This window comes from Burkholderia sp. Ac-20344 (assembly GCF_017104975.1).
Taxonomy (GTDB): domain Bacteria; phylum Pseudomonadota; class Gammaproteobacteria; order Burkholderiales; family Burkholderiaceae; genus Burkholderia.
The window spans coordinates 1-24434 of the sequence record NZ_JAAGPP010000061.1; the positions used below are offsets into that span (position 1 = coordinate 1).

Here is a 24434-nt window from a genome sequence, read left to right on the forward strand (position 1 = left end):
CCGCGCGCACGCGGCGCCGATACCGGTGCCCGCGCCGGTGATCGCGATCGTGCGGGGTTGCGGGTGGGTCATGTCGTGCTCCGGAAAGGTGTCGTGTCCGGACACTTTAGGCGGCGCCGGCGAGCGCCGGTATCAGCCGGAAGGATGAACGCGGGTGGGATCCGACCGGCCGGATCGGCCGCGGCCATTTTGCAAAGGCTGACGATGTCCGACGCCGAATCGCTCTATCCTCCACATTTTTGCGATAAGTCACGAAAGCCCGGCAGAATAGCGCGGGCGGGCCGCGTATCGACGCGCGGCGCATCGGCCGGCCGATTCCGTCGTGCGAGCGGAGCGGCAGGCCGGCGATCCCGGCATGCGCGCGCACCCGGCGCGCGGGCGTCGCATCGGCCGAAGGATCGTGCCACGACAACATATCGCCCGGTGGCGCGCTCGCGCGCCGGATCATCGACAAGGACAGGGAGGGCCGGCAATGAGGCTGGACGACGAAAGGGAAAGCACGAACGTCGAGGATCGCCGCGGCGCCGGCGGGTTCGGCGGCGGGCGCGGCGCGACGATCGGCATCGGCACGATCGTGATCGCGTTCGCCGCGTCGTATTTCTTCGGGATCGACCCGCGCGTGGTGCTCGAAGGCGCATCGGCGCTGCAGGGCCGCCAGCAGCAGGCGCAGCCCGCGCCCGCGCAGCGGCAGGGCGTGCCGGCGAATGACCCGGGCGCGGTGTTCACGCGCAAGGTACTCGGCAATATCGAGCGCACGTGGACGGGCGTGTTCAATGCCCAGCTGCACGCGCAGTACCAGCCGCCGACGCTCGTGATGTTCACGAACTCCACGCCGACCGCATGCGGCACGGGCCAGACGGCGATGGGGCCGTTCTATTGCCCGCCCGACCGCAAGGTGTATATCGATCTCGGCTTCTACGACGAATTGCGCAAGCGTTTCGGCGCGGGCGGCGATTTCGCGCAGGCTTACGTGATCGCGCACGAAGTCGGCCATCACGTGCAGAACCTGCTCGGCATCTCCGACAAGGTCGACGCCGCGCGCCGGCGGGCGAGCCAGGCGCATTCGAACGCGCTGTCGGTGCGGATGGAGCTGCAGGCCGACTGCTTCGCCGGCGTGTGGGCGAACAACGCGCAGCGCGCGAACCAGCGGCTGATGGAGCCCGGCGATTTCGAGCAGGGGCTGAAGGCGGCCGCCGCGATCGGCGACGACCGGCTGCAGCAGCAAGGGCAGGGCTATGTCGTACCGGAGAGCTTCACGCACGGCACCAGCGACCAGCGCGTGTACTGGCTGCGGCGCGGGATGCAATCGGGCGAGCTGAGCGCCTGCGACACGTTCGCTGCGAACGCGCGCTGAAAGCGGCGCGCGTACTGTCGCGCGCCCGCCTCGTCCCGGCTGAACCCGCCATGCCGGCCGGACCGGGACGATTTGCCGATTTGTGCTCACCGGCGCTTTTCGGCGCCGGTAGGCTGGCCCGAACTTCGATCGTCGATACGTTCGCCCGCCAGCCGATTCCGCCATGCCGACCCCATCCGTTCCCGCCGACCCGGCCGCCGCCGACTGGCCACGTGCGCTGCGTGCATGCGTGGACGCATTCGACGCGTTTGCGAGCCCGTCCGCGATCGTGTTCTACCGGCTCGACCAGAGCGGCGAACCGGCCGATTTCGAGCTGTTCGGGATGCCGGAATCGATGCATCGCACCTATGTCGCGCGCTACCGGATGCTCGATCCGCTGCATCCGTCGCGCTGCGCGGCAGGCGAACGCGCGGTCGTCACGCTCGCTTCCCAATTGCCTGACGAAAGACGCGACGCGTCCGCGTACTGGACCCGTTTCCTGCAGCGGCACGACGTAGCCGACGTCGTCGAGATCTGGCTGCGCGACGCGGGCCGCACGATCGGCGCGTTCTCGCTGCTGCGCTTCGGGGCGGGCGAAACGCGCGGCGGCGTGGGCGGCAACAGCACGGCCGGGCGGTTCGCGCCCGGCGAGATCGATGCGCTCGCGCGGCTGCAGCCGGTGGCCGAAGCCGCGCTGAGCCCGCTGCTGCGCGCGCGGCGCGGGATCCACCGGATCGGCTGCGAGGCGCGGCTGACCTATCGCGAGGAGCAGATCGCGCGCCTCGTGCGCGACGGCCGCTCGAACAAGGAGATCGCGCGCGATCTCGCGCTCGGCCAGCCGACCGTCAAGACGCACCTGATGCGCATGTACCGCAAGCTCGGGGTGTCGAACCGCACGGAACTGGTCGGGGCGCTGTTCCTGTAATTCATCGGATAATTGCGGTCCGGACTTCGAACCTTTCGCGATCGCCGATTCATGAATACCAAAGCCCAAGCGCTGCTGGCCGCGCTGCTCGTCTTGCTGGGTGTTTCCACGGCCTCGACACATCGGGGAGGGCGAAGGAAAACGAACGGGCCGGTCCCGCGGGCTGCAGGCTGACCGGCAAGACGCGCCCGCCACACACCCGTCTCGCAAGCCTAGCCTGTCGAACCGTACCGAGCCGGCTGGCGCGTTGCCGCTGCAATCGTTCTGCCCACTGGTCCCCGAGATCGTGCGGTACCATGCGCGATCGTCGTTTTAATAACAACCAGGGGCCGGGAACATGGACGTCACGATCATTGCAGTTTCGCTTGTGGTCGTCGCCTTGAGCATTGCACTGCCGATTTTCATCGTCAGAACCGTGAGAAGCGGGATATACGATTCGCTGTACTTCCTGATTCCGCTGGCGCTCGGCATCTACTGGCTGGATTACCAGGCGTATGACTTCCTTGCGTCGATGGGGCACGGCTTCAGAAACTAGCATTGCAATGACCGGGCATTAGCCCGGTAGCGGAGTGGGCTTGCCCGCTCCGATCGAGCACGCCGCCCTGTCTGCCCGCGCGATACCGAGCCGGCCTCCGGCCTCGACGCGCGCCCCGTCACAGCGGGGTTCGAACCCGCCCCCCAGCGCCTACGCGCTGCCAATTTGCGCTCACCGGGCGCGATCCCTCGTCGATACAGTGGAACGACGCCCGTGTGCCCGTGCGCACGCGGTCCAGCCACGACAATCCTCGAGACGCCCATGAGCACCACGAACTTCGTCGCCGTCAGCGACACCGTGCGCACCTTCGTTGCGCGCGACTTCGGCCTCTTCATCGACGGTGAAATGCAGCCCGCGCACGCGGCCGCGCGGCTCGACGTGTACGACCCCGCGACGGGCGAGCGGCTCGCGACGGTTGCGGACGCCGACGAACGCGACGTCGACCGCGCGGTCGCCAGCGCGAAGCGCGCATTCGATACGCGCGTGTGGAGCGGCCTGCGCCCGGCCGATCGCGAACGCATCCTGCTGAAACTCGCCGACCTGATCGAGCGCAACGCCGAAACGCTCGCGCAGCTCGAAACGCTGAACCAGGGCAAGTCGATCCACGTGTCGCGTGCGATCGAGGTCGGCGCGAGCGTCGAATACGTGCGCTACATGGCCGGCTGGGCGACCAAGATCACCGGCCAGACGCTCGACGTGTCGATCCCGTTCCCGCCCGGCGCGCGCTATACGGCCTATACGCGCAAGGAGCCGGTCGGCGTGGTCGCCGCGATCGTGCCGTGGAATTTCCCGCTGATGATCGCGGTGTGGAAGCTGATTCCCGCGCTCGCGGCCGGCTGCACGATCGTGCTGAAGCCGTCGCCGGAAACCCCGCTCACCGCGCTGCGCCTGGCCGAGCTCGCGCGCGAAGCCGGCGTGCCGCCCGGCGTGTTCAACGTCGTCACCGGCGGCCGCGTGTGCGGTGCCGCGCTCGCGAGCCACCCGTCGATCGCGAAGATCTCGTTCACGGGCTCGACCGCGACCGGCAAGCTGGTCGGCGCGGCGGCCGTGCAGAACATGACGCGCTTCTCGCTCGAACTCGGCGGCAAGAACCCGATCGTGATGCTCGACGACATCGACGTCGCGCAGGCACTCGACGGCGTCGCCGCCGGCGCGTTCTTCAACCAGGGGCAGGTGTGCGCGGCCGCATCGCGCATCTATGTGCACCGCAGCAAGTTCGCGCAGCTCGCCGACGGCCTCGCGGGCGTCGCGCAGTCGATGAAGCTCGGCGCGGGCCTCGACACGACCGCGCAGATCAACCCGCTGGTCTCCGCGCACCATCGCGACAAGGTCGTCCAGCACATCGAAGGCGCGCGCCGCGCGGGCCTCACGTTCCTCGCGGGCGGCACGCCGGCCGACGACCTGCCCGGCTACTACGTGAAGCCGGCCGTGATCGCCGATCCGCATCCGGACAGTGCGATCGTGCGCGACGAAGTGTTCGGCCCGGTGATCGTCGTCGTGCCGTTCGACGATGCGGCCGACGCGGTGCGCCTCGCGAACGCGTCGCCGTACGGCCTTGCCGCCAGCCTCTGGAGCAACGACCTGAAGCGCGTGATGAACCTCGTGCCGCAGATCGAGGCCGGCACCGTGTGGGTGAACTGCCATATCCCGCTCGATCCGTCGATGCCGTTCGGCGGCTACAAGCAATCGGGCATCGGCCGCGAATTCGGCCAGTACGCGATCGAAGGCTTCACCGAAACCAAATCCGTCTGCATCGCGCACTGACGCGCGGCATCGACCCCGAAAACCTCGAACCTCGAACCTCGAACCTCGAACCTCGAACCTCGAACCTCGAACCTCGAACCTCGAACCTCGAACCTCAGCAATCAAGGTTCAAACGATCCGACAGTGGAGACTGCAATGAGCTACAACGAAGCGAAATTCTGGCATCCGATGGTGCACCCGAATGAGATGAAGCAGCGCAAGCCGATCCGCATCGTGCGCGGCGACGGCTGCTACGTGTTCGACGAACAGGGCCGCAAGCTCGTCGACGGCGTCGCGGGCCTGTGGAACGTGAACGTCGGCCACAACCGCCAGGAAGTGAAGGACGCGATCGTGCGCCAGCTCGACGAGCTCGAATACTTCCAGCTGTTCGACGGCATTTCGCATCCGCGCGCGGAAGAGCTGTCGAAGAAGGTGATCGACATGCTCGAGCCGGAAGGCATGCGCCGCGTGCTGTACAGCTCGGGCGGCTCGGATTCGATCGAGACCGCGCTGAAGATCGCGCGCCAGTACTGGAAAGTGCGCGGCCAGGCCGACCGTACGAAGTTCATCTCGCTGAAGCAGGGCTATCACGGTACGCACTTCGGCGGCGCGTCGGTGAACGGCAACACGGTGTTCCGCCGCAACTACGAGCCGAACCTGCCGGGCTGCTTCCACGTCGAGACGCCGTGGCTGTACCGCAACCCGTTCACGCAGGATCCCGAAGCACTCGGCCGGATCTGCGCGGAAATGCTGGAGCGCGAGATCCAGTTCCAGAGCCCCGACACGGTCGCCGCGTTCATCGCGGAGCCGATCCAGGGCGCGGGCGGCGTGATCGTGCCGCCGGCCAACTACTGGCCGCTCGTGCGCGAGGTGTGCGACCGCTATGGCGTGCTGCTGATCGCCGACGAGGTCGTGACGGGCTTCGGCCGCAGCGGCAGCCTGTTCGGCAGCCGCGGCTGGGGCGTGCGCCCGGACATCATGTGTCTCGCGAAGGGCATCTCGTCGGGCTACGTGCCGCTCGGCGCGACGGTCGTGAATGCGCGGATCGAGGACGCGTTCGCCGCGAATGCCGATTTCGGCGGCGCGATCATGCACGGCTACACGTATGCGGGCCACCCGGTCGCATGCGCGGCCGCGATCGCGAGCCTCGACATCGTCGTGAAGGAAGACCTGCCGGCGAACGCGGCGAAGCAGGGCGCGTATCTGCTCGAAGCGCTGCAGCCGTTCGCGGAACGCTTCGCGGCGGTCGGCGAGGTGCGCGGCAAGGGGCTGATGCTCGCGCTCGACCTCGTCGCGAACAAGGGCACGCGCGAGCCGATCGACCCGCTGTCCGGCTATGCGAACGCGGTCGCGGAAGTCGCGCGCGAGAACGGCGTGTTGGTGCGCCCGGTCGGCACGAAGATCATCCTGTCGCCGCCGCTCGTGATCCAGCGCGAGCAGCTCGACCGGATCGTCGACGCGCTCGCGGCGGGCTTCGAGGCCGTGCCGTTCGCGTGATGACGTGACGGCATGATCGCGTGGCGGCACGCCGGCGGCGGGCAGCGCAGCTGCCGCCGGTTTGCCGATTTGCGCTATGAGCGGATTATTTTGGCTGCGTATTTTTTCGACATCGGATCGAAGTGTGATCGACAAGGGGCCCGGGTAACGAAGCGCTGAAGCGCCGCGCCGGGCTGACCTCAAGGCATGGAACCCCGGCCGCCGACGAAGCGGCGGCCCGGTTCGACACAGGAAGGAGACAAGGATGTCGGGATGGTCAGGCGTTACCGGCGCAGCGGGCGGCGCGCCCGCCGGCACGCCGGCTGAAGCGGGTGGCGGCACGGCGCTGAAGGCGGGTGCGGTCGGCTTTCCGACCGCGCTGGCGAGTGCCGTCGGCCTCATCATGGCAAGCCCGGTGATTCTCACCGCGACGTCGGGCTTCGGGATGGGCGGCTGGGCGTTCGCGGTCGCGATGATCATCGCGTTCGTGATGATGCAGGCGCAGGCGACGACCTTCTCCGAAGCCGCCGCGATGCTGCCGACGGCCGGCTCGGTTTACGATTACCTGTCGTGCGGGCTCGGCCGCTTCTGGGCGATCACCGGCACGATCTCCGCGTATTTCCTCGTGCACGTGTTCGCCGGCACGGCGGAAACGATCCTGAGCGGCATCATGGCGCTCGTCAATTTCGAATCGCTGAATGCCGCGTTCGAGAAGCACAACAGCGCGTGGCTCGTCGGCGTCGGCCTCGTCGTCACGTTCGCGATCACCAACATCATCGGCATCAAGGTGTTCAGCAAGCTCGAGATCGTGCTGACGGCCGGCATGTGGCTGTCGCTGATGATCTTCGGGATCCTCGGGCTCGCGGCCGCGCCGGCCGTGCATCTCGACGGCTGGTTCGGCGGCTCGGAAGTCGGCACGTCGGTGCCGGCCGTGCTGTCGCTGGTCGGGATGGCGATGTTCATGTTCGTCGGCTGCGAGTTCGTCACGCCGCTCGCACCGGAAATGAAGGCACCGGGCAAGACGATTCCGCGCGCGATGGCGCTGGGCCTCGTCGGCGTCGCGATCTGCATGTTCCTGTACGGCGCGGCGATCCGCCGCCAGGTCGCGAACGTGCCCGTGAGCCCCGACGGCCTCACGCACCTGCTCGACACGCCGGGCGCGATTCCCGCGTTCGCGCTGCAGGTGCTTGGGCCTTTCGGCCGCGTGTGGTTCGGCATTGCGTTCCTGTGCGCGGGCGCCGCGACGATCAACACGCTGATGGCCGGGCTGCCGCGCATCCTGTATGGGATGGCGATCGACGGTGCGCTGCCGCGCTGCTTCGCGTACCTGCATCCGCGCTTCAAGACGCCGGTGGTCGGCATCGTCGCGGCGGCGATCGTGCCGATCTTCCACGCGTGGCTGATCAACGGCAACCTCGACAGCATCCTGCATCTCGTGCTCGCCGCGACCTGCGCGTGGGGCACCGCGTACCTGCTCGTCACCGCGTCGGTCGTGATGCTGCGGATTCGCCGCCCGGACCTGCCGCGCCCGTACCGTTCGCCGCTGTTCCCGTTGCCGCAGATCGTGTCGAGCGTCGGCATCGTGCTCGCGATCTGGTACATCACGCCGCCGGGCATGAACGCGCGTGATATCTACGTGCCGTTCGGCGCGATGCTCGGGCTCACCGCGCTGTACGCGCTGTTCTGGACGCTCGTCGTGCAGCGCCGGCATCCGTTCAAGCCGGTGCCGGTCGAGGAAGTGCTGCGCAACGAGTACGTCGCGTCGTGAAGGCCGCACTTGCCCGCTGGCGCGCGGCGCCCGATGCGCCGCCGCCCGGCCATCGGCCCGGTGCGATCGCCGCGCGCGTGCTCGCCGATTTGGGCGCCACGCGGGAGGCCGATCGCATCGGCAGTCCGACCGCGAGGCTGCCGAACGGCGTGCGCGTGAGCATCGAGGAGCGCGTCGACCGCCAGTTCCTGATGCATACGGTCAGCGTGAAGGTGGCGGCAACTGCGCGCGGCCCGGCCGTGCAGGGCAGTGCGCGCGTGCGCCAGACCGGCTGGCTGCGCCATACCGGCATCGATGCGCTGGCCATGCAGGGATGCGACCCTGGATTCGTCGACGTGGTGATCGCACTGGTCGCCGAGCCGTCGCTGGCCGACGCACTGCGGCCGCTGCACCTGACCGACTGTACGATCGACGCGCGCGACGGCCGCTGGACGCTCGCGATCGTGCCGTTCGGCGGCAGCGAGGTCGTGAACCGGATGCCGTCGTTCCGCCGCTACGTTCGCCTGACGGGCGAGCAGGCCGCTGCGTTGTCGGCGGCTTGCCTTGCGTTCGAAGCCGCACTACGCAGGATTTTGCACGGGTAAGCTGTGGCGTTGCGTGCCGGGCGAACCCGGCGGCCGCGTTTAAGGGTTTTACCGGAGATGCCGATGCTGTTCCAGTCACGCTCACACGAAGACGTGCACGATCACGGGCTCGCGATCGCGGGCTGGCATCAGGTCTACCGCCAGATGACGCCGGGCCGCTTCAAGGGCACCGTCACGCAGGTGCTGTACGACGATTTCCACTTCTTCCGCGAAACGACCAACCGGCGTGTCGCGCAAACCGGGCTCGCGCCGGCCGGGCGCACGTCGCTCGCCGTGCCGCTGTCCGTGCCGCTCGCGGGCACGTTCCAGGGCCAGCCCGTCGACGGCTATGCGCTGCTCGCGCTGCGTGCCGGGGAGGATTTCGAATTTCATACGCCGGAAGGGATGGGGCTCGTCGGGATCAGCGCGGCGTCCGACATGGTCGACGAGCTGTGCGAAGCCGAATTCGGCGCCGCCGGCGCGCGCAAGCTGCGGCACGTGACGCGGCTGTCCGACGAGCAGGGCGTCGCGCTCGGCGCGCGGCTGTCGTCGCTGATCGACGATGCACAGCGCAATCCGGGCCACCTCGAATACGCGGCGACCCGCAAGATGTTCCGCGACGCGATGCTCGGCATGTTCCTCGACGCGCTCGAGCAGGGCATCGGCGTCGAACGCCGCGACATCACGCACGCCACCTACAGCGACATCGTGAGCCGTTGCGAGAAGCATCTGCGCGACCGGCCCGAGGAACCCGTCACCGTGCTCGAACTGTGCCGCGCGCTGCGCTGCAGCCGCCGCACGCTGCAAACGAGCTTCCAGCGTGTGGCCGACGTCACGCCGGTCGGCTATCTGCGCACGATCCGGCTGAACGCGGTGCGCCGCATGCTGCGCACGACGTCCGTGCAGCAGCTCGGCGTCGGCGAGGCCGCGGCGAGCTGGGGTTTCACGCACCTCGGCTATTTCGCGCGCGAGTATCGCGACCTGTTCGGCGAGCTGCCTTCCCAGACGACGCGTCCCGAGTGACGCACGCGCACCGCGCCGCCGCCGCCGGGCACCGTTGCGGGCAAGGCATGCGACTGTTTGCCGATTTGCGATAGAGGTCCTGAATTTTCGCTGGATAAAGTCCTGTCACCCATATCGACAACTCCATCGATCTGCACTACGAATCGATGACAACACAGGGGCGGGACATGAAGATCGGACGACGACTGGCCGCGGCCGCGGCGACGCTGGGCTGCATGCACGCACATGCGCAGACCTCGGGCAGCGTGACGCTGTACGGCACCGTGGACACCGGCATCATCTACTCGACGAACCAGCAGTTCACGCGCGCCGACGGCAGCACGGGCGGCGGCCATGCGTGGCAGATGGGCGGCGGCAACCTCGTGCCGTCGCGCTTCGGCTTCCAGGGCGCCGAGCCGCTCGGCGGCGGGCTCGATGCGGTGTTCACGCTCGAGCAGCAGTTCCTGTCGGCGAACGGGCAGGCGCTGCAGGGCGGCACCGCCTTCAGCCGGCAGGCGTGGGTCGGGCTGCGTCAGGACGGGATCGGCACGCTGGGCCTCGGCCGCCAATACGACTCGTACACGGACATGCTCGGTGCGTACGTGTCGAGCAACAACTGGGCGACGCCGTACGGCTCGCACCTCGGCGACGTCGACAACCTGAACGCCGCATTCAACTTCAACAACGCGGTGAAGTTCACCAGCGCCGATTTCAACGGCCTCACGTTCGGCGGCACGTTCAGCTTCGGCGGGCAGGCCGGCGACTTCTCCGCGAAGCGCGGCTACGCGGTGGCCGCGACGTACACGCGTGCGCCGGTGGCGTTTTCGGTCGGCTACCTCGACCTGCACCAGCCGCTCGACGCGGCGCTTGGCGGCGCGAGCGGCTATATCGGCGATTTCGCGTGCAGCAACCCGGGCGCGATGCTCTGCCTGCTTCAGGACGCCGGCTCGATGCGCGCGTTCGGCGCGGGCGGGTCGGTCACGCTCGGCGCGGCGACGATCGCGCTTACCTATACGCATACGCGCCTCGGCGACAGCCGCTATTTCTCGACCACCGCGCAGCCGCGTACGCAGGCGTTCACGTTCGATATCGGCGAGCTGAACGCCACGTACATGTTCACGCCCGCGCTGCAGGGCGGCGTCGCCTATATCTTCAACGCCGCGCATACCGACGGGCGCGGTACGACGCGGTTCCATCAGGTGAACGTCGGCACGAACTACAGCCTGTCGAAGCGCACGGCGCTGTATGCGGTCGCGATCGGGCAGATCGCGAGCGGGAAGGGGCTCGGCACCGACGCAGGCGGCAACGCGGTGAACTACGCGCAGATTCCGGTGCTCGCGAACAGCAACTCGAGCCGGCAACTGGCGGTGATGGCTGGCATTCGTGTGAACTTTTAAGCGCAGGGCATGGGACACGGCGCGCGGAGCGCGGGCGGCCGGCGACGAGCAACGGGCGGCGAGCAGTAGGTGGGTGGAGGACGGCGGGGTTGCCGCCCGACTCGCTGTGGCAAGCGCTCGGCAGGCGCCGCGCACGGGTGATCGCCGCGTGCCATAAATTCTTAACGATCGGCGTGAACAATGGCGTTCGCTTCAGGCGGCCAGAAGCGTCCCCCGCGTTGCACACGTGTGCAACGCCTGGCCGTCCCGCCACCACGCCGAACGAGAGAGACCTCATGACCTTGCTGAGCCGCCTGCGCGCGCTGTCCGCCGCCCTTGCGCTGTCCTTCGCCGCCACGCACGCCGTTGCCGCGGATCTCGTCATCGCAGGCCGCGACGACATCTACGGCAAGGGGCTGGCCGACGCCGTCGCCGGCTTCAACAAGCTGCACCCGGGCACCGAGATCGAGCTGCTCAAGCTGCCGAACGCGAACCTGTACCAGAAGCTCAAGCTGTCGATGCGCGAAGGCACCGGCGCGTACGACCTCGTGATGATGGACGACACGTGGGCGCCCGAATTCATCGGCAACGGCTGGCTGAAGCCGCTGCCCGCGTCGCTCGCGGATGCCGATCTCGTGCCGTCCGCCGTCGCGCTCGGCCGCAACGCGGCCGGGGCGCTGTACGCGCTGCCGATCGTCGGCAACGTCGAGATGTTCGCGTACCGCAAGGACCTGCTCGCGAAGTACAAGCTGCAGCCGCCGCGCAACTGGGACGACGTGCTGAAGATCGCGCAGACCGTCGGCGGCGCGGACAAGAGCGTGTCGGGCGTCGTGTTTCGTGGCACGAAGGGCAACCCGGTCGTGACGGGCTTCCTGCCGATCCTGTGGGCCTACGGCGGCGACGTGTTCGACCATGCCGGCAACGTGACGATCGATTCGCGCGAGGCGCAGGCTGCATTGAAGACGTTCCTCGCGCTGAAGGCGTTCGCGCCGAAGGACGTCGATGTATATGGCGCGGCGGAAGTGCGCGACGCGCTGCAGCGCGGCACGGCTGCGCAGTCGATCGAAGTGTGGCCCGCCTGGGTGCCGGCGCTCGACGATCCGAAGCAGTCGCGCGTGGTCGGCCAGATCGCGCTGCAGCCGCCGCCCGGGCAGACCGCGGGCCCGGCGCCGATGCTCGGCATCTGGCAGATGGGCATCCCGAAGGACGCGCCGCACGCGAAGCTCGCGCAGGACTTTCTTGCGTACCTGACCGCGCGCGACACGCAGACGCGCCTCGCCGGCATCGGCATTCCGCCGACTCGCCGCAGCGTGTTCAACGATCCGGCGCTGGTGCGCCAGTACCGCTGGTATCCGGATCAGCTGAAGGCGCTCGAAGCCGGCCGTGCGCGGCCGCGCGTGACGGACTGGCAGCAGGTCGAGAGCATGCTCGGCGACCAGCTGCAGCTCGCGCTGACCGGGCAGGCCGCGCCCGACGCCGCGCTGCGCCAGGCGCAGCAGAAGATCGCGCAGGCGACGGCCGCGGCCGGCAAGTGACGGCGCACCTCGAACCCTCGCCGGGACACCGCGCATGAAAGCCTTCGGCCGCAGCCTGCCGTTCGTCGCGCTGCTCGGGCCCGCGCTGCTGGTGCTCGCCGCGCTCGCGCTGTATCCGGTCGTGCAGGTGCTGATCGATTCGTTCTGCCGCGTCGACTATTCGGCCGGCCGCCGTGCATTCGCGGGGCTCGCGAACTATCGCGCAGTGCTCGGCGACGACGCATTCACGGCCGGCTTCGGCAATACGCTGCGCTTCACGATCGTCGCGTCGCTCGCCGAAGTCGCGCTGGGTTTCGGCCTCGCGCTGCTGTTCGTGCGCGCGTTTCCGGGGCGGCGCATCGCGCTGCCGCTCGCGATCCTGCCGATGATGCTGTCCACGCTCGTGTGCTCGGCGATCTGGCGCAACTGGCTCAACTTCGACGGGTTCCTGAACGCGCTGCTCGCGGCATTCGGCTTCGAAGGCGTGCGCTGGCTGTCCGATCCGCATCTCGCGCTGTGGTCGCTCGCGCTCGTCGACGTGTGGCAGTGGACGCCGATGGCGTTCCTGATCGTGCTTGCGGGGCTGCAGTCGATCCCGCAGGAACTGTACGAAGCCGCGCGTACCGACGGCGCGAGCGAGTGGCAGTGCCTGCGCGACATCACGCTGCCGCTCGCGGCGCCGCAGATCGGCCTCGCGCTGCTGCTGCGCTCGATCGACACGTTCAAGCTGTTCGACAAGGTCTATGCGCTGACGGGCGGCGGCCCCGGCAACGCGACGCAGACGCTGTCGACCTATATCTACGACACGGGCTTCCGCTTCTTCAACGTCGGGCCGGCGAGCGCCGCGTCGGTGCTGATGCTCGCGGCGTCCGCGCTGCTGGTCTCGGGGTACGTATGGCAGACGGTTCGCAAGCGGCGCGCATGACGGCGCAATCCGCGGGCATCGCGCGCGCGCGAACGGGCGCCGCATTCGGTCAGGCGATGCCGTGGGCGTTGCGCATCGTCGCACTCGCGCTGTTGCTGTTGCCATGCCTGTGGATGGCCGGCGCGGCCTTCATGCCGACGCTCGAACGCCTCGATCATCCGTTGCGGATCTGGCCGGCCGCGCCGACCTTCGAGCATTTCGCATCGGTATGGTCCAGCGGCATCGGTGCGCCGCTGTTCAATTCACTGGTGGTCGGCTTCGGCACGACGCTGCTCGCGCTGGCGCTCGCGTTTCCGGCCGCGTACGCGCTCGTGCGGCTGCGGTTTCCGGCACGGCTCGACCTGCTGTTCCTGGCGCTCGTGCTCGCGTTGAAGCTGATGCCGCCGATCACGATCGCGGTGCCGCTGTTCGCGCTCGCGAAGCGGCTGCACCTGCTCGATTCGACGCTCGGCCTGATGCTCGCGTATCAGATCTACGCGCTGCCGATGGCGATCTGGATGCTGCTCGCGTTCGTGCGCGACGTGCCGATCGAATACGAGGAAGCCGCCTGCATCGACGGCGCGGGGCTCGCTCGACGGCTCGTGCAGATCGTGCTGCCGCTGTGCGCGCCGGGGCTGATCGCGACCGCGATCTTCGTGTTCATCGCCGCGTGGAACGAATTCCTGATCGCGCTGCTGTTCGTGTCGACGCCGAGTCGCTTCACGCTGCCGCTCGCGATTGCCGGCTACGTGACGGAGAACGGCATCGACTGGGGCGACCTGATGAGCGCGGGGCTGATGGCGTCGCTGCCCACGCTGGCCGTGGCCGGCTATGTGCAGCGCTACCTGTTGCGCGGGTTCGCGGGCGGGCTGAAGTGATGCGCGGCAACACCGCGCCCGATCCCTCCTCGTTACGCGCAGCTGTCTCGCACGACTTGCGTGACCGGCACGACGCGCGTGCGCGACGGGCCGTCGAACGTCTGCATCCGGTCGGCGAGCAGGTCGACTGCCGCGTGCGCCAGGCCGCGCGTGTCCTGCCGGAGCGTCGTGAGCCGATACGCATCGTATTCGGCGGCCGGGATGTCGTCGAAGCCGATCACGCGCAGGTCGTCCGGCACGCGCAACCCGAATTCGCTGCGCGCGACGTCGATCACGCCGAGCGCGAGCAGGTCGGACGAGCAGAACACGCCGTCGGGCCGTTCACCGTTCGCGAACAGTTGCCGCGCAGCTTCGATGCCGCTCGCATGGGTATCGGACGGTGTGTCGAGCACGTGCGCGAGCGTCGCGTTGAACGCGTCGCCGCGCCCGATCGCATGCTCGAACGCGGTGGCGCGCGACTGCGCGCTGTAGCTCGCGCCGCGCGGCCCGACGAACGCAAGCCGGCGCGCGCCGGCCCGCACGAGCCGCTGCGCTGCATGGACGGCGCCGGCCGCGTTGTCGCTGACGACGATGTCCGCGCCCGGCAGGTTCGCCTCGCGGTTGATCATCACGACCGGGATCCGGTGTTCGAGATACTGCTGCGCGACCGACAGCGGCGGCGATGCGGACGTCATCACGAGACCCGCGATCCGGTAGCTGAGCAACTGTTCGAGCGATTGCCGGACCTGGCGCGGATCTTCCGCATTGGTCACGAGCGGCGTGAGCGCGCGCTGCCCCAGCGCGGCCATCAGGTCCGACAGCAGCCGCGCGCGAAACGGATTCTCGAACCCGGCCGTCACGACGCCGATCATGCTGCTGCGCTGCGTGATCATGTCGCGCGCGATCAGGTTGACCTGGTAGCCGAGCGCGCGCGCGGCGACCATCACGCGCTCACGCGTCTGCGGGGCGATGCTCGCCGTCGGCGAGAACGCGCGCGACACCGCGGAGCGCGATACGCCGGCGCGCGCCGCGACATCCGACGCCGTCACCCACGGTTTTCTTTCCTTGTCATTCATCGATTCATGATCCCTTCGAGCCACGATACGTGCACACCGCCTGCCGACTGGATGTCGGCGCTCGACGACGCGCGGCCGCTGCATACGCTGACCCTACCGGGCAGCCATGACACCTGTGCGTATACCGTCGACGATCGGCTCGCGCGCACCCAGCGTGCGCCGCTCGATGCGCAGCTCGCGCATGGCGTGCGGCTGCTCGACATCCGCTGCCGGCATGTGCGCGATGCATTCGATATCCACCACGGCGGCATCGCGCTCGGCATGACGTTCGACGACGTGCTGGCAACCTGTTCGCGCTTTCTCGATGCGCATCCGCGCGAATGCATCGTGATGTCGGTGAAGGACGAATGGCCGGCGCACGCGTGCACGCGCAGTTTCGATGCGACGTTCGACGCGCATCGCGCGCGGCATCCGCGGTTGCGCTGGCATGCGGGCGGCACGCTCCCGGCGCTCGGCGACGTGCGCGGCGCGATCGTGCTGCTGCGCCGCTTTCGCAGCAGCCGGCCGCTCGGTATCGACCTGACCGCGTGGCCCGACAACGCGACGTTCACGATCGATCATCCCGACGGCGCGTTCGTGATCCAGGACGAATACCGCGTGCCGATTGCCGCGTCGATCGGCTGGAAGTGGCGCGCGATAGACGCGCTGCTCACGGACCTGCCGTCGCCCGACAGCGGCCGCTGGGCGATCAATTTCTGCAGCGGAACCGGGATGGGCGCGAATCCGTCGGTCGTCGCGCATGGCGACGGCGGGGTGCAGGGCATTCATGCGCGGCTGGCCGAACGGCTGCGAGAGCGGCACGGCCCGTATGGCGCGATGCTGCTCGACTTCTGCGATGACGACGACTGGGCGCTGGTGCGCGCGCTGATCGCATGCAACGACCATGTGCCGGCGCCGGGGGTGTGGCGCAAGACGTTTCGCTGTTAGCGAAGATTGGCGCTGAAGAACGCGAGCGCCTTCGCGTCGAGCGTTGCATGGAAGGCCGCGCGATCGAATCTGGCCGCGTCGGCCGGGATGCTGACGACCTTGGCGCCGGCCGCGAGCGTGCGCCACAGCGCTTCGCCGAGCCACATGGCTGCGAGGAACGGCAGCACGTCCCGCACGCCGTTCGTCGGCACGCGCGCGACGAGCGCGGACAACGTCATGACGAACCTCGTGGGTGGGGCGTTCGAAACGTATGAGGTTTCGATTATAGGGACGGCCGTTCCGGACTGCCTGCCTGAATTACCGTCATGACTGCATCGATCCTGATTCGTCCCGCCACGCGGGAAGACGCGGCCGCGATGGCCGCCGTGGAAGTCGCCGCCGCGCAGCGGTTTCGCGCAATCGGCATGACCCACATCGCCGAAGCCGAGCCGACCGATACGGCCGCCGTGCGCGTGCGCATCGATGGCGGCCGCGCGTATGTGGCGGTCGATGCGCAGGGGACATGCGTCGGGTTTGCGTTCTACCGGCTGCTCGATGCGCAGCGGCTTTATCTGGAAGAGCTGGATGTCGCGCCGTCGCATGCCGGACAGCGGATCGGCGCGCGCCTGATCGAACAGGTGACGGCGCGGGCGGCGCAGGAAGGCATCGCGGAGGTCGTGCTGTCGACGTTTCGCGATGCGCCGTGGAATGCGCCGTACTACGCGCGCCTGGGTTTCAGCATCGTCGACGATGGCACGCTCGACGACACGCTGCGTGCGATTCGCGCGCACCACGTCGCGCTCGGGATCGACGAGACGCAGCGCGTGTTCATGCGCGCGGACGTGCGCCGCTGAACACGCGCTGCCCGGCCGTCAGGCCGCGTCGCTCAGCGCCGGGTAGTCGGTATAACCCGTTTCGCCTTCCGCGTAGAACGTCTCCGGCACCGGCTTGTTGAGCGGTGCGCCGAGTTCCAGGCGGCGCGGCAGGTCGGGGTTCGCGATGAACAGCTTGCCCCATGCGATCGCGTCGGCGCTGCCGTCCTCGAGCGCAGCCTGCGCGCTGTCGAGCGTGAACTGCTCGTTCGCGATCAGCGGGCCGCCGAACGCTTCCTTCAGGCGCGGGCTCAGGTGGTCGCCCGAATACGATTCACGCGTGAAGATGAACGCGATCTTGCGGCGGCCGAGTTCGCGCGCGACATAGCCGAACGTTGCCGCCGGATCGGAATCGCCCATCGTGTGCGCATCGCCGCGCGGTGCAAGGTGCACGCCGACGCGGCCGGCGCCCCACACGTCGATCGCCGCGTCGACCACTTCGAGCAGCAGGCGTGCACGGTTCTCGACCGGGCCGCCGTATGCATCGGTGCGGCGATTGGTGCTGTCCTGCAGGAACTGGTCGAGCAGGTAGCCGTTCGCGCCGTGGATCTCGACGCCGTCGAAGCCGGCCGCCTTCGCGTTCTCCGCGCCCTTGCGGTACGCGGCGACGATGCCCGGGATTTCGTCGAGTTCGAGTGCGCGCGGCGTCACGTACGGGCGCTGCGGACGCACGAGGCTCACGTGGCCGCCCGCGGCGATCGCGCTCGGCGCGACCGGCAGGTCGCCGTTCAGGAACACCGGGTCGGAAATCCGGCCGACGTGCCAGAGCTGCAGCACGATGCGCCCACCGGCCGCATGCACGGCCTGCGTCACCTGTTTCCAGCCTTCGACCTGCTCGTCGGACCAGATGCCGGGGGTATCTGCGTAGCCGACACCCTGCGGCGTGACCGACGTGGCCTCGGTAATGATCAGGCCGGCCGTTGCGCGCTCGGCGTAGTAGCGGGCCATCAGGGCGTTCGGTACGCGCGTCGCGCCCGCGCGGGAGCGGGTGAGCGGCGCCATCACGATGCGGTTCGGCAGGGTCAGGTCGCCGAGGGTGACGGGATCGAACAGGGTGGGCATGGCAAATAACCTCTTCACGAAAGGCGGGAAACCGTCGCGTCATGGGCGACAGCGCTCCGCATGGCCGGTTCGGCCGTGTTGACTAGAGTTCGCGGCGCAGGGCGTCGTGAAATGCGTCGATGACGGCCTCGTTGCGCTGGAAGAACGCCCACTGGCCGATCCGCGTCGACGTCACGAGCCCCGCGCGCTGCAGCGTCGCGAGGTGCGCGGAGACGGTCGACTGCGACAGCCCGCAGCGCGCGTCGATCTGGCCCGCGCAGACGCCGTGTTCATACGGCAGCGTCTGGTTCGGAAAATGCTCGCCCGGCGTTTTCAGCCAGTTGAGGATTTCCCGGCGCACGGGGTTCGAGAGCGCTTTCAGGATCGCGTCGATGTCGAGTTCGGTCGGCATGGAGTGGTTTGGCGTATCGGTCAGGCAACCAGGTATCGTCGATGGGCGAATCTTATATCGGAACTTGACGATATATTTGAAAGCATTGCTGGCAATAGGGTTGATAGCGATAGACGTACAAAAAAGTTCGTACTTGGCAGCTGTGGCAAAAGACAGCGACATGCTTTCATCAACCTTTCGATCCGAGGCGCAGTGTCATTCGACTCAATGGCGGGCAGAGGTAGGAACAACCTGGTGGGGGCGTTCTCCGGTCGGATGACAGGAGGTGAGGCACGACGGCCGGATACATGGGATGGCCACTGAACGGAGCCGGTCAACCTGGACGTCGTCCGTGCCGGTCGCGTTGGGACGGCGGCATGGGTTTGCCGCGGCGCGAAGCCGTCACGGCTGTGATCGCAGTGCATCGAGGAAGCGCGACGGATTTAGCGGTCGATGCACCCGTTGTCAACTGATTGGAGGGCCCTGTCTAACCGTCCGCACAGTTTTGTTGAATGTGATTCACTCCGCTTGCTGGTGCGAAAACGTTCGTTTTTGTTCGTTTTTATTCGTTTTCAGGCGGCGGTGTGGGCCGCACCAAGCTGTCGAGGCGGGCAGGGCCGACACCGCGCGCGGGCGACGCGTCAGTTCCGGAAGCGTCGCTGCATCAGCGTTTTTCGCATCCTCATCCTCAAGCAACTGATATGCACTTAAAAAATGGAGAGCAAGATGAGCAGATCGATACGAGCGAAGGCCGCGGCGACGGTGGTCGCATTTGCAATGAATGCGGCTCCCGCCGCGAGTGTTGGAACCCTTCTGTCGCTGGCCGGCGCGCATGCCGCCTCCGCCGCGACGACCGCTGTCGACGATTATGCGGCGACGAAGTACCCGATCATTCTCGTGCACGGGCTGACCGGCACCGACAAGTACGGCGGCCTCGTCGAGTACTGGTATCGCATTCCGGAGGATCTGCAGGCGCACGGCGCGAAGGTATACGTCGCCAATCTTTCCGGCTTTCAGAGCGACGATGGTCCGGACGGGCGCGGCGAGCAATTGCTTGCCTACGTGAAGCAGGTGCTCGCGGCGACGGGTGCGCAGAAGGTGAACCTGATCGGCCATAGCCAGGGCGGCTTGACATCGCGTTATGTTGCATCCGTTGCGCCGGAGCTGGTCGCATCGGTGACCACGATCAGCACGCCGCACTGGGGCTCGCAATTCGCGGACTTCGTCCAGCAACTGTTGCAGACGGATCCGACCGGCCTGTCGTCGACCGTCCTCAGCGCGTTTGCGAATGCGCTCGGCACGTTGACGAGCAGCAACCTCAATACGAACCAGAATGCGATTCAGGCGTTGTCGGTACTGACGACAGCAAAGGCCGCCGCATACAACCAGAAATTTCCGAGTGCAGGTCTCGGTGCGCCGGGCTCGTGTCAGACGGGCGCGTCAACCGAGACGATCAACGGCAACACGCATCTGCTGTATTCGTGGGGCGGCACGGCGATCCAGCCGACAACGACGGTGGCCGGCGTGACGGGTGCCGTCGATACGAGCGTGAGTGGGCCTGCCGATCCGGCGAACGTGCTCAATCCTGCAACGCTGGCGTTGCTCGGCAGCGGCACGGTGATGATCAATCGCGGTTCCGGTCCGAACGACGGCGTGGTGTCGCGATGCAGCGCGCTGTTTGGCCAGGTGCTTGGCACGTATCACTGGAATCACACCGATGCGATCAACCAGATTCTCGGCGTGCATGGCGCAAATGTGGAGGATCCGGTTGCGGCGATCCGTACGCACGCGAACCGGCTGAAAAATCAAGGCGTGTAATCGATGGCAGGTAGTCAACGCGGCATCGCACGACGCGTCGCGCTTTACGGGGTAACGGGCGTCGTTGCGGCTGGCGCAGTCTGGTATGGAATCAGTGCTCGGAAGACGCGCGACGCCGGCATGTCCGGCGTCGCGCCTGCCGGGGCCGTGTCGTCCGCGCCGGTGGGCGGCACGGCAGCGAGAACCGGGCCCGGCTTCGACGCAAGCGGGCTGCCCCGGCAATCGCAGGCTCGACTGCGCCGCGCCTGCTGCTCGACGCGCACGGCCATCTCGCAAAGGTCGTGGCGGTGCGTGGCTTCTTCGATTATTTCCTGACCGCGCAAAACCCATTGAGCCACGTGGAACTTGACGCACTCGTCGTGCGCGCGATTGCCGTGCAGCTCGACGGTACGGTTGCGCAACGCGAAGCGCTCGACGTCTGGGCGCGCGATCGCGCGTATTTCGCCGAACTGGCGAAGCTGCCGGGCGGTGGTGCCGTGGACAACACGCTCGATCTTTTCCGCAACGCGTTGTCGATGACGGTCGACAGGACGTGGTTGACCGATGCTTCGGCGCGGTCGATACGAGCCTCGTCGGTACCGGCCTCGATTGCCAGGCATTCGCGGGCCTCATGCCGGTGTAGAGCCATTGCTCTGAATCTCCGCTGCGCCGCCGCATGAAACGGTCGTCTTCCGGTGGACTCATACCGGGCCAATAACTTCGTACGCACTCGGCAAGATCCGTCGCGCTCCCGGGACGAGCCCGTCCGGCAAGGGACACGGTTTGTTTGCCAATGTCATTCCCGGCTTGCCGGGACCGCGCTCGACCATCCGGTTCGCGATCTGCATTCAAGCGACGAATGTGTGCATCGCAACAATCCATTTCATTCACAGCAATCGTAACGGTAAGGTGAACGCACGTTCGAATTTGATCGAGCGATGCGAATCCACCCTTTGACGATGCCATGAAAACGACTCCCGATCGATCCGCGCAAGCGACATCCTCGCCCCCTGGCGTCACGCCGGCAGGCGGTCGACATGCGCGCGCAGAGGGCCTGCGTCTGCCGGCCCGGCTGGTCGGCCCGATCGTGCTCGGCACGCTGCTCAATGCGCTGAACTCGTCGATGATCGCGGTCGCGCTCGTCGGCATCCAGCAGGCGTTCAACCCGCAGGGTGGCGCGCATGAACGCGTCGACACGATGTGGCTCGTGTCGGGCCTCTATCTCGCGACGGCCGTCGGCCAGCCGACGATGGGGCGGCTCGCCGATCGGTTTGGCGCGAAGCGGATCTTCTGCATCGGCCTCGCGATCGTATTGATCGCGTCCGCGCTCGCGCCGTTCGCACCGTCGCTCGGGTGGCTGATTGCGTCGCGCGTCGCGCTCGGCATCGGCACGTCCGCCGCTTATCCGGCCGGCATGGCGATGATCCGCACGTGGTCGCAGCGGCACGCGAACGGCGCGACACCGACGGGCGGCCTCGGCGCGATCTCGGTCGCGGCGCAGGTGGCCGTCGCGTTCGGGCCGCCACTCGGCGGCGCGCTCGTGCAATTCGCCGGCTGGCGCGCGATCTTCTGGATCAACGTGCCGATCGTGCTGCTGGCCTTCGTGCTGGCGTGGCTGTGGATCCCGGCCGACGCTGTCCGGCGCGGCGCGCAGGATCGCCGTACGCTGCACGGCACGCTGAAGGAACTGGATCTGCCGGGCGTCGCGCTGTTCATCCTGACGCTCGCGAGCCTGTTGCTGTTCCTGCAATCGGTGTCGCGCGAGCCCGACTGGCTGCTGCTCGTCGCGTTGCTGGTCCTGTGCCCGCTGCTGATCCATCGCGAGCGGCAGGCCGCGACGCCGCTGATCGACATCCGCATGCTGAGCGACAACCGTATGCTCACGAGCACCTACCTGCGCTGCGTCGGCACCTACGCGGTGTTCTACGCGATCTTCTATGCACTGCCGATCTGGCTGCAGGAGGCGAAGCATCTGTCCGCCGCCGACGCCGGCCTCGTGATGCTGCCGATTGCCGGGGTCGGCACGGTGGCGACGACGCTCGCGACCCGCCTTGCGGACCGTCACGGCTCGCGGCCGGTGCTGGTCATCGGCTCCGCGATGCTGTGCGTCGGCAGCGTCGTGATGAGCCTCCTCACCAGCGCGATGCCGGTCTGGTCGATCGTGCTGCTGTCGATCGTGTTCGGCGTGCCGAACGGCTTCAACAATCTCGGCAATCAGGCGGCGCTCTACCAGAGCGCGCCGCACGACCGGATCGCCACGGCCGCGGGTCTGTACCGCACCGCGCAGTATGTCGGCGGCAGCCTGTCGTTTGCGCTCGTCGGGCTGGCGCTCGGCCACCCGGCGAGCGATCACGGCCTGCGCGAGCTGGCCATCGTCCTGGCGGTCGTCAGCGTGCTGCTGCTGCTCAACGCGGCATCGAGCCGGCACCTGGATGCCGCCGCTTCTTCCATCTCTCAACAGAAGTGAGGTTCAACCATGTCCATTCCGACGCTCAATCGCACGGTCGCCCTGGTCGCCATCGATCTGCAGAACGGCATCGTGTCGCTGCCGGTCGTGCCCTATACCGGCGCGCAGGTCGTTGCGAAGACGGTCGAGCTCGCGACCGCGTTCCGCGCGCTGCAGCTCCCCGTCATCTACGTGCACACGAGCTACCAGCCGGACGGCGGCGTTGCGCTGAAGGTCAAGACGGATGCGCCGTCGGCGCCGCCGAATCTCGATCCGGAATGGAGCGCGTTCGCGCCGGCGCTTGGCGTGGGGCCGTCCGACATCGTCGTGACGAAGCACCAGTGGGGCGCGTTCACCGGCACCGACCTTGACGTGCAACTGCGCCGGCGCGGCATCACGGACATCGTGCTGACCGGGATCGCGACCAACATCGGCGTCGAATCGACGGCGCGCCAGGCATACGAAAACAACTACAACGTCGTCGTCGTCAGCGACGCGGTCAGCACGTCGTCCACCGACGCGCAGACCTTCGCGCTGACGCAGATCTTCCCGAAACTCGGGCAGGTCGCCGCGACGGCCGACGTGGAGGCGGCACTCGAGCACGCGTATTCGCGGTGAACGAAGCGGCGTGTTCAGCGAGCACCATTCCTACGCAGTCCTTTTCCGAGGCATGACGATGATCAAGACCGATGCATGGGTTCTCTACGCAGGACCGGAACCGAGCAGGAAGCAGGCGCCCGTGGCGGGCGAGCTGCGTCGCGAGACCTTCGAATTCTCCAATCTGGAAGCCGACGAGGTGCTGGTCGAGCCGCTGTACGGCTCGTGGGAGGCGAACCTCGACCACGCGCTGTCGCGCAACCCGGTGGACATCTGCCGGCAGCGCCGCGAGGACAAGATCGTGCTCGGCAACGGCGCGCTGGTGCGCATCGTCGAGCGCGGCAGCGGCGTGAAGACGCTGCAGGAAGGCGAGATCTGCATGGTGATGCCGTTCGGCAAGCGCGACGAAAACGGGTTCGCCGAACTCGTCTACGCGTACGACGCGCCGGGCACGATCGGCGTGATGGCGCAGCGGACCAAGATGCGCGCCGACAACCTGGTGGCGGTGCCGACGGACAGCCGGCATTCGCTGCTGCAATGGGCGACGTACGGCCGCTACTTCACCGCGTGGGACAACTGGAAGGTGGCGTCGGCGTGCTGGCGATCGCAGCTGCCGGACGTGGATCCGGCCGACTACCTGGTGTTCGGCTGGGGCGGCGGCACGACGCTCGCCGAGCTGCAGCTCGCGAAGCGCGAGGGCTTTCGCGTCGCGATGACGGCGAGCAACGACCGGCGCCTCGACGAGCTCGCGAAGCTCGGCATCACGCCGGTCGATCGCCGCAAGTTCCCGAACCTCGCGTACGACGACGAACGCTACAAGGCCGATCCCGAGTACCAGGCGAGCTATCGGGAGTCGGAGCGCGTGTTCGCGGAAACGATCGCGGAACTGAGCGGCGGCCGTGGCGTCGCGATCTTCCTCGACAACCTGGGCGGCGCGCTGTACCGCGCGACGACGCGCGTGGTCGGCCGCACCGGCATCATCGCGACGGTCGGCTGGAAGACCGGGATGCGCCTGTGGAACCTGCGCGCGACGGAATGCATCAATCGCCGCCTGCACATTCACACGCATGCGTGGCGTTACGACGACAGCATCACGATCCGCGACTTCCAGGAAGCGACCGGCTGGATCGGCCAGGAGCCGACCGAGATCTTCGATTTCGACGAGGTGCCGAAGCTCGCGTCCGACTACCTGAACGGGAAGATCCAGACGTATTTCCCGATCTACCGGATCAACGCCGTCTGAGCGGCAGGTCGCGCGCCGCGCCCGCATCGCTGCATGATGATTAGTCATGCAGATGATGTCGGCGCGCGG

The 24434-nt window shown here is 67.7% G+C and carries 21 protein-coding genes and 2 pseudogenes; 19 read left to right on the plus strand and 4 right to left on the minus strand.

Features of this window, described 5'->3' with window-relative positions:
- Nucleotides 1-472 precede the first annotated feature (472 nt).
- From G3N64_RS19640 to G3N64_RS19695, 12 genes are all read left to right on the plus strand, one after another.
- Nucleotides 473-1354: a neutral zinc metallopeptidase gene (locus G3N64_RS19640; protein WP_205785414.1), complete on the plus strand. Its 882-nt coding sequence runs from the start codon at nucleotides 473-475 to the stop codon at nucleotides 1352-1354.
- A 163-nt stretch (nucleotides 1355-1517) separates the two neighbouring features.
- Nucleotides 1518-2258 carry a LuxR C-terminal-related transcriptional regulator gene (locus G3N64_RS19645; protein ID WP_205785415.1) on the plus strand — a complete coding sequence of 247 codons (741 nt, stop codon included), beginning with the start codon at nucleotides 1518-1520 and terminating at the stop codon, nucleotides 2256-2258.
- Between the two features lie 337 nt (nucleotides 2259-2595).
- On the plus strand, nucleotides 2596-2793 hold the full coding sequence (locus tag G3N64_RS19650) for a hypothetical protein (RefSeq protein WP_205785416.1): 198 nt from the start codon (nucleotides 2596-2598) through the stop codon (nucleotides 2791-2793).
- 261 nt (nucleotides 2794-3054) lie between these two features.
- Complete coding sequence (locus G3N64_RS19655) at nucleotides 3055-4557, plus strand: aldehyde dehydrogenase family protein (RefSeq protein WP_205785417.1); 1503 nt, start codon at nucleotides 3055-3057, stop codon at nucleotides 4555-4557.
- Between the two features lie 135 nt (nucleotides 4558-4692).
- The gene (locus G3N64_RS19660; protein ID WP_205785418.1) at nucleotides 4693-6033 is read left to right on the plus strand and encodes an aspartate aminotransferase family protein; all 1341 of its coding nucleotides are present in this window, start codon (nucleotides 4693-4695) and stop codon (nucleotides 6031-6033) included.
- A gap of 244 nt (nucleotides 6034-6277) precedes the next feature.
- Complete coding sequence (locus G3N64_RS19665) at nucleotides 6278-7780, plus strand: APC family permease (protein ID WP_205785419.1); 1503 nt, start codon at nucleotides 6278-6280, stop codon at nucleotides 7778-7780.
- Entirely contained in the window at nucleotides 7777-8364 is a 588-nt protein-coding gene (locus tag G3N64_RS19670) for a DUF3156 family protein (RefSeq protein ID WP_205785420.1), read from the plus strand. The genes G3N64_RS19665 and G3N64_RS19670 overlap by 4 nt, the downstream gene beginning before the upstream one ends.
- Before the next feature lie 63 nt (nucleotides 8365-8427).
- Nucleotides 8428-9366: a helix-turn-helix domain-containing protein gene (locus tag G3N64_RS19675; RefSeq protein WP_205785421.1), complete on the plus strand. Its 939-nt coding sequence runs from the start codon at nucleotides 8428-8430 to the stop codon at nucleotides 9364-9366.
- Nucleotides 9367-9533: 167 nt separating this feature from the next.
- Nucleotides 9534-10742, plus strand: coding sequence for a porin (locus tag G3N64_RS19680; RefSeq protein WP_205785422.1), 1209 nt, complete (start codon nucleotides 9534-9536; stop codon nucleotides 10740-10742).
- A gap of 275 nt (nucleotides 10743-11017) precedes the next feature.
- On the plus strand, nucleotides 11018-12256 hold the full coding sequence (locus G3N64_RS19685; RefSeq protein WP_205785423.1) for an ABC transporter substrate-binding protein: 1239 nt from the start codon (nucleotides 11018-11020) through the stop codon (nucleotides 12254-12256).
- A 34-nt stretch (nucleotides 12257-12290) separates the two neighbouring features.
- Nucleotides 12291-13160 carry a sugar ABC transporter permease gene (locus G3N64_RS19690; RefSeq protein WP_205785424.1) on the plus strand — a complete coding sequence of 290 codons (870 nt, stop codon included), beginning with the start codon at nucleotides 12291-12293 and terminating at the stop codon, nucleotides 13158-13160.
- Nucleotides 13157-14017 carry a carbohydrate ABC transporter permease gene (locus G3N64_RS19695; protein WP_205785425.1) on the plus strand — a complete coding sequence of 287 codons (861 nt, stop codon included), beginning with the start codon at nucleotides 13157-13159 and terminating at the stop codon, nucleotides 14015-14017. The genes G3N64_RS19690 and G3N64_RS19695 overlap by 4 nt, the downstream gene beginning before the upstream one ends.
- A gap of 32 nt (nucleotides 14018-14049) precedes the next feature.
- On the opposite strand, the gene G3N64_RS19700 is transcribed toward G3N64_RS19695, so the two are convergent.
- Nucleotides 14050-15072 carry a LacI family DNA-binding transcriptional regulator gene (locus tag G3N64_RS19700; RefSeq protein WP_205785426.1) on the minus strand — a complete coding sequence of 341 codons (1023 nt, stop codon included), beginning with the start codon at nucleotides 15070-15072 and terminating at the stop codon, nucleotides 14050-14052.
- A 6-nt stretch (nucleotides 15073-15078) separates the two neighbouring features.
- Here G3N64_RS19700 and G3N64_RS19705 point away from each other — a divergent pair, with 6 nt between their 5' ends.
- Nucleotides 15079-15999 (plus strand): phosphatidylinositol-specific phospholipase C, encoded by a 921-nt coding sequence (locus G3N64_RS19705; protein WP_205785427.1) that lies wholly within the window; start codon nucleotides 15079-15081, stop codon nucleotides 15997-15999.
- Between the two features lie 110 nt (nucleotides 16000-16109).
- Here G3N64_RS19705 and G3N64_RS19710 read toward each other — a convergent pair.
- Nucleotides 16110-16217 (minus strand): annotated as a pseudogene (locus G3N64_RS19710) (LysE family translocator); the annotation flags it as partial.
- A gap of 87 nt (nucleotides 16218-16304) precedes the next feature.
- On the opposite strand from G3N64_RS19710, the gene G3N64_RS19715 reads away from it, so the two are divergent.
- Nucleotides 16305-16832 (plus strand): GNAT family N-acetyltransferase, encoded by a 528-nt coding sequence (locus tag G3N64_RS19715; RefSeq protein ID WP_205785428.1) that lies wholly within the window; start codon nucleotides 16305-16307, stop codon nucleotides 16830-16832.
- A gap of 18 nt (nucleotides 16833-16850) precedes the next feature.
- Here G3N64_RS19715 and G3N64_RS19720 read toward each other — a convergent pair whose 3' ends face one another.
- Nucleotides 16851-17912, minus strand: a complete 1062-nt coding sequence (locus tag G3N64_RS19720; protein ID WP_205785429.1) for an alkene reductase — start codon at nucleotides 17910-17912, stop codon at nucleotides 16851-16853.
- Nucleotides 17913-17994: 82 nt separating this feature from the next.
- Nucleotides 17995-18303, minus strand: a complete 309-nt coding sequence (locus tag G3N64_RS19725) for a helix-turn-helix transcriptional regulator (protein WP_011354559.1) — start codon at nucleotides 18301-18303, stop codon at nucleotides 17995-17997.
- Between the two features lie 705 nt (nucleotides 18304-19008).
- Here G3N64_RS19725 and G3N64_RS19730 point away from each other — a divergent pair.
- The 5 genes and pseudogenes from G3N64_RS19730 to G3N64_RS19750 all read left to right on the plus strand — a co-directional run bounded on the left by G3N64_RS19730 (nucleotide 19009) and on the right by G3N64_RS19750 (nucleotide 24365).
- Nucleotides 19009-20100, plus strand: a complete 1092-nt coding sequence (locus G3N64_RS19730; RefSeq protein WP_205785430.1) for a triacylglycerol lipase — start codon at nucleotides 19009-19011, stop codon at nucleotides 20098-20100.
- A 3-nt stretch (nucleotides 20101-20103) separates the two neighbouring features.
- Nucleotides 20104-20630: pseudogene (locus G3N64_RS39805) on the plus strand (lipase chaperone); the annotation flags it as partial.
- A gap of 413 nt (nucleotides 20631-21043) precedes the next feature.
- The gene (locus G3N64_RS19740; RefSeq protein ID WP_205785432.1) at nucleotides 21044-22546 is read left to right on the plus strand and encodes an MFS transporter; all 1503 of its coding nucleotides are present in this window, start codon (nucleotides 21044-21046) and stop codon (nucleotides 22544-22546) included.
- Nucleotides 22547-22555: 9 nt separating this feature from the next.
- Nucleotides 22556-23143: a hydrolase gene (locus G3N64_RS19745; protein ID WP_205785433.1), complete on the plus strand. Its 588-nt coding sequence runs from the start codon at nucleotides 22556-22558 to the stop codon at nucleotides 23141-23143.
- 58 nt (nucleotides 23144-23201) lie between these two features.
- Nucleotides 23202-24365: a zinc-binding alcohol dehydrogenase family protein gene (locus G3N64_RS19750; RefSeq protein ID WP_205785434.1), complete on the plus strand. Its 1164-nt coding sequence runs from the start codon at nucleotides 23202-23204 to the stop codon at nucleotides 24363-24365.
- Nucleotides 24366-24434: the final 69 nt, after the last annotated feature.

Excerpts from the sequence above, each read along its gene's own strand:
- G3N64_RS19680 (WP_205785422.1), top strand. The coding sequence starts at position 9,534 with ATGAAGATCGGACGACGACTGGCCGCGGCCGCGGCGACGCTGGGCTGC.
- G3N64_RS19640 (WP_205785414.1), top strand. The coding sequence starts at position 473 with ATGAGGCTGGACGACGAAAGGGAAAGCACGAACGTCGAGGATCGCCGC.
- G3N64_RS19695 (WP_205785425.1), top strand. The coding sequence starts at position 13,157 with ATGACGGCGCAATCCGCGGGCATCGCGCGCGCGCGAACGGGCGCCGCA.
- G3N64_RS19720 (WP_205785429.1), bottom strand. The coding sequence starts at position 17,912 with ATGCCCACCCTGTTCGATCCCGTCACCCTCGGCGACCTGACCCTGCCG.
- G3N64_RS19665 (WP_205785419.1), top strand. The coding sequence starts at position 6,278 with ATGTCGGGATGGTCAGGCGTTACCGGCGCAGCGGGCGGCGCGCCCGCC.
- G3N64_RS19675 (WP_205785421.1), top strand. The coding sequence starts at position 8,428 with ATGCTGTTCCAGTCACGCTCACACGAAGACGTGCACGATCACGGGCTC.
- G3N64_RS19655 (WP_205785417.1), top strand. The coding sequence starts at position 3,055 with ATGAGCACCACGAACTTCGTCGCCGTCAGCGACACCGTGCGCACCTTC.
- G3N64_RS19740 (WP_205785432.1), top strand. The coding sequence starts at position 21,044 with ATGAAAACGACTCCCGATCGATCCGCGCAAGCGACATCCTCGCCCCCT.
- G3N64_RS19725 (WP_011354559.1), bottom strand. The coding sequence starts at position 18,303 with ATGCCGACCGAACTCGACATCGACGCGATCCTGAAAGCGCTCTCGAAC.
- G3N64_RS19645 (WP_205785415.1), top strand. The coding sequence starts at position 1,518 with ATGCCGACCCCATCCGTTCCCGCCGACCCGGCCGCCGCCGACTGGCCA.
- G3N64_RS19705 (WP_205785427.1), top strand. The coding sequence starts at position 15,079 with ATGATCCCTTCGAGCCACGATACGTGCACACCGCCTGCCGACTGGATG.
- G3N64_RS19660 (WP_205785418.1), top strand. The coding sequence starts at position 4,693 with ATGAGCTACAACGAAGCGAAATTCTGGCATCCGATGGTGCACCCGAAT.
- G3N64_RS19730 (WP_205785430.1), top strand. The coding sequence starts at position 19,009 with ATGAGCAGATCGATACGAGCGAAGGCCGCGGCGACGGTGGTCGCATTT.
- G3N64_RS19690 (WP_205785424.1), top strand. The coding sequence starts at position 12,291 with ATGAAAGCCTTCGGCCGCAGCCTGCCGTTCGTCGCGCTGCTCGGGCCC.
- G3N64_RS19745 (WP_205785433.1), top strand. The coding sequence starts at position 22,556 with ATGTCCATTCCGACGCTCAATCGCACGGTCGCCCTGGTCGCCATCGAT.
- G3N64_RS19750 (WP_205785434.1), top strand. The coding sequence starts at position 23,202 with ATGATCAAGACCGATGCATGGGTTCTCTACGCAGGACCGGAACCGAGC.
- G3N64_RS19700 (WP_205785426.1), bottom strand. The coding sequence starts at position 15,072 with ATGAATGACAAGGAAAGAAAACCGTGGGTGACGGCGTCGGATGTCGCG.
- G3N64_RS19685 (WP_205785423.1), top strand. The coding sequence starts at position 11,018 with ATGACCTTGCTGAGCCGCCTGCGCGCGCTGTCCGCCGCCCTTGCGCTG.
- G3N64_RS19715 (WP_205785428.1), top strand. The coding sequence starts at position 16,305 with ATGACTGCATCGATCCTGATTCGTCCCGCCACGCGGGAAGACGCGGCC.
- G3N64_RS19650 (WP_205785416.1), top strand. The coding sequence starts at position 2,596 with ATGGACGTCACGATCATTGCAGTTTCGCTTGTGGTCGTCGCCTTGAGC.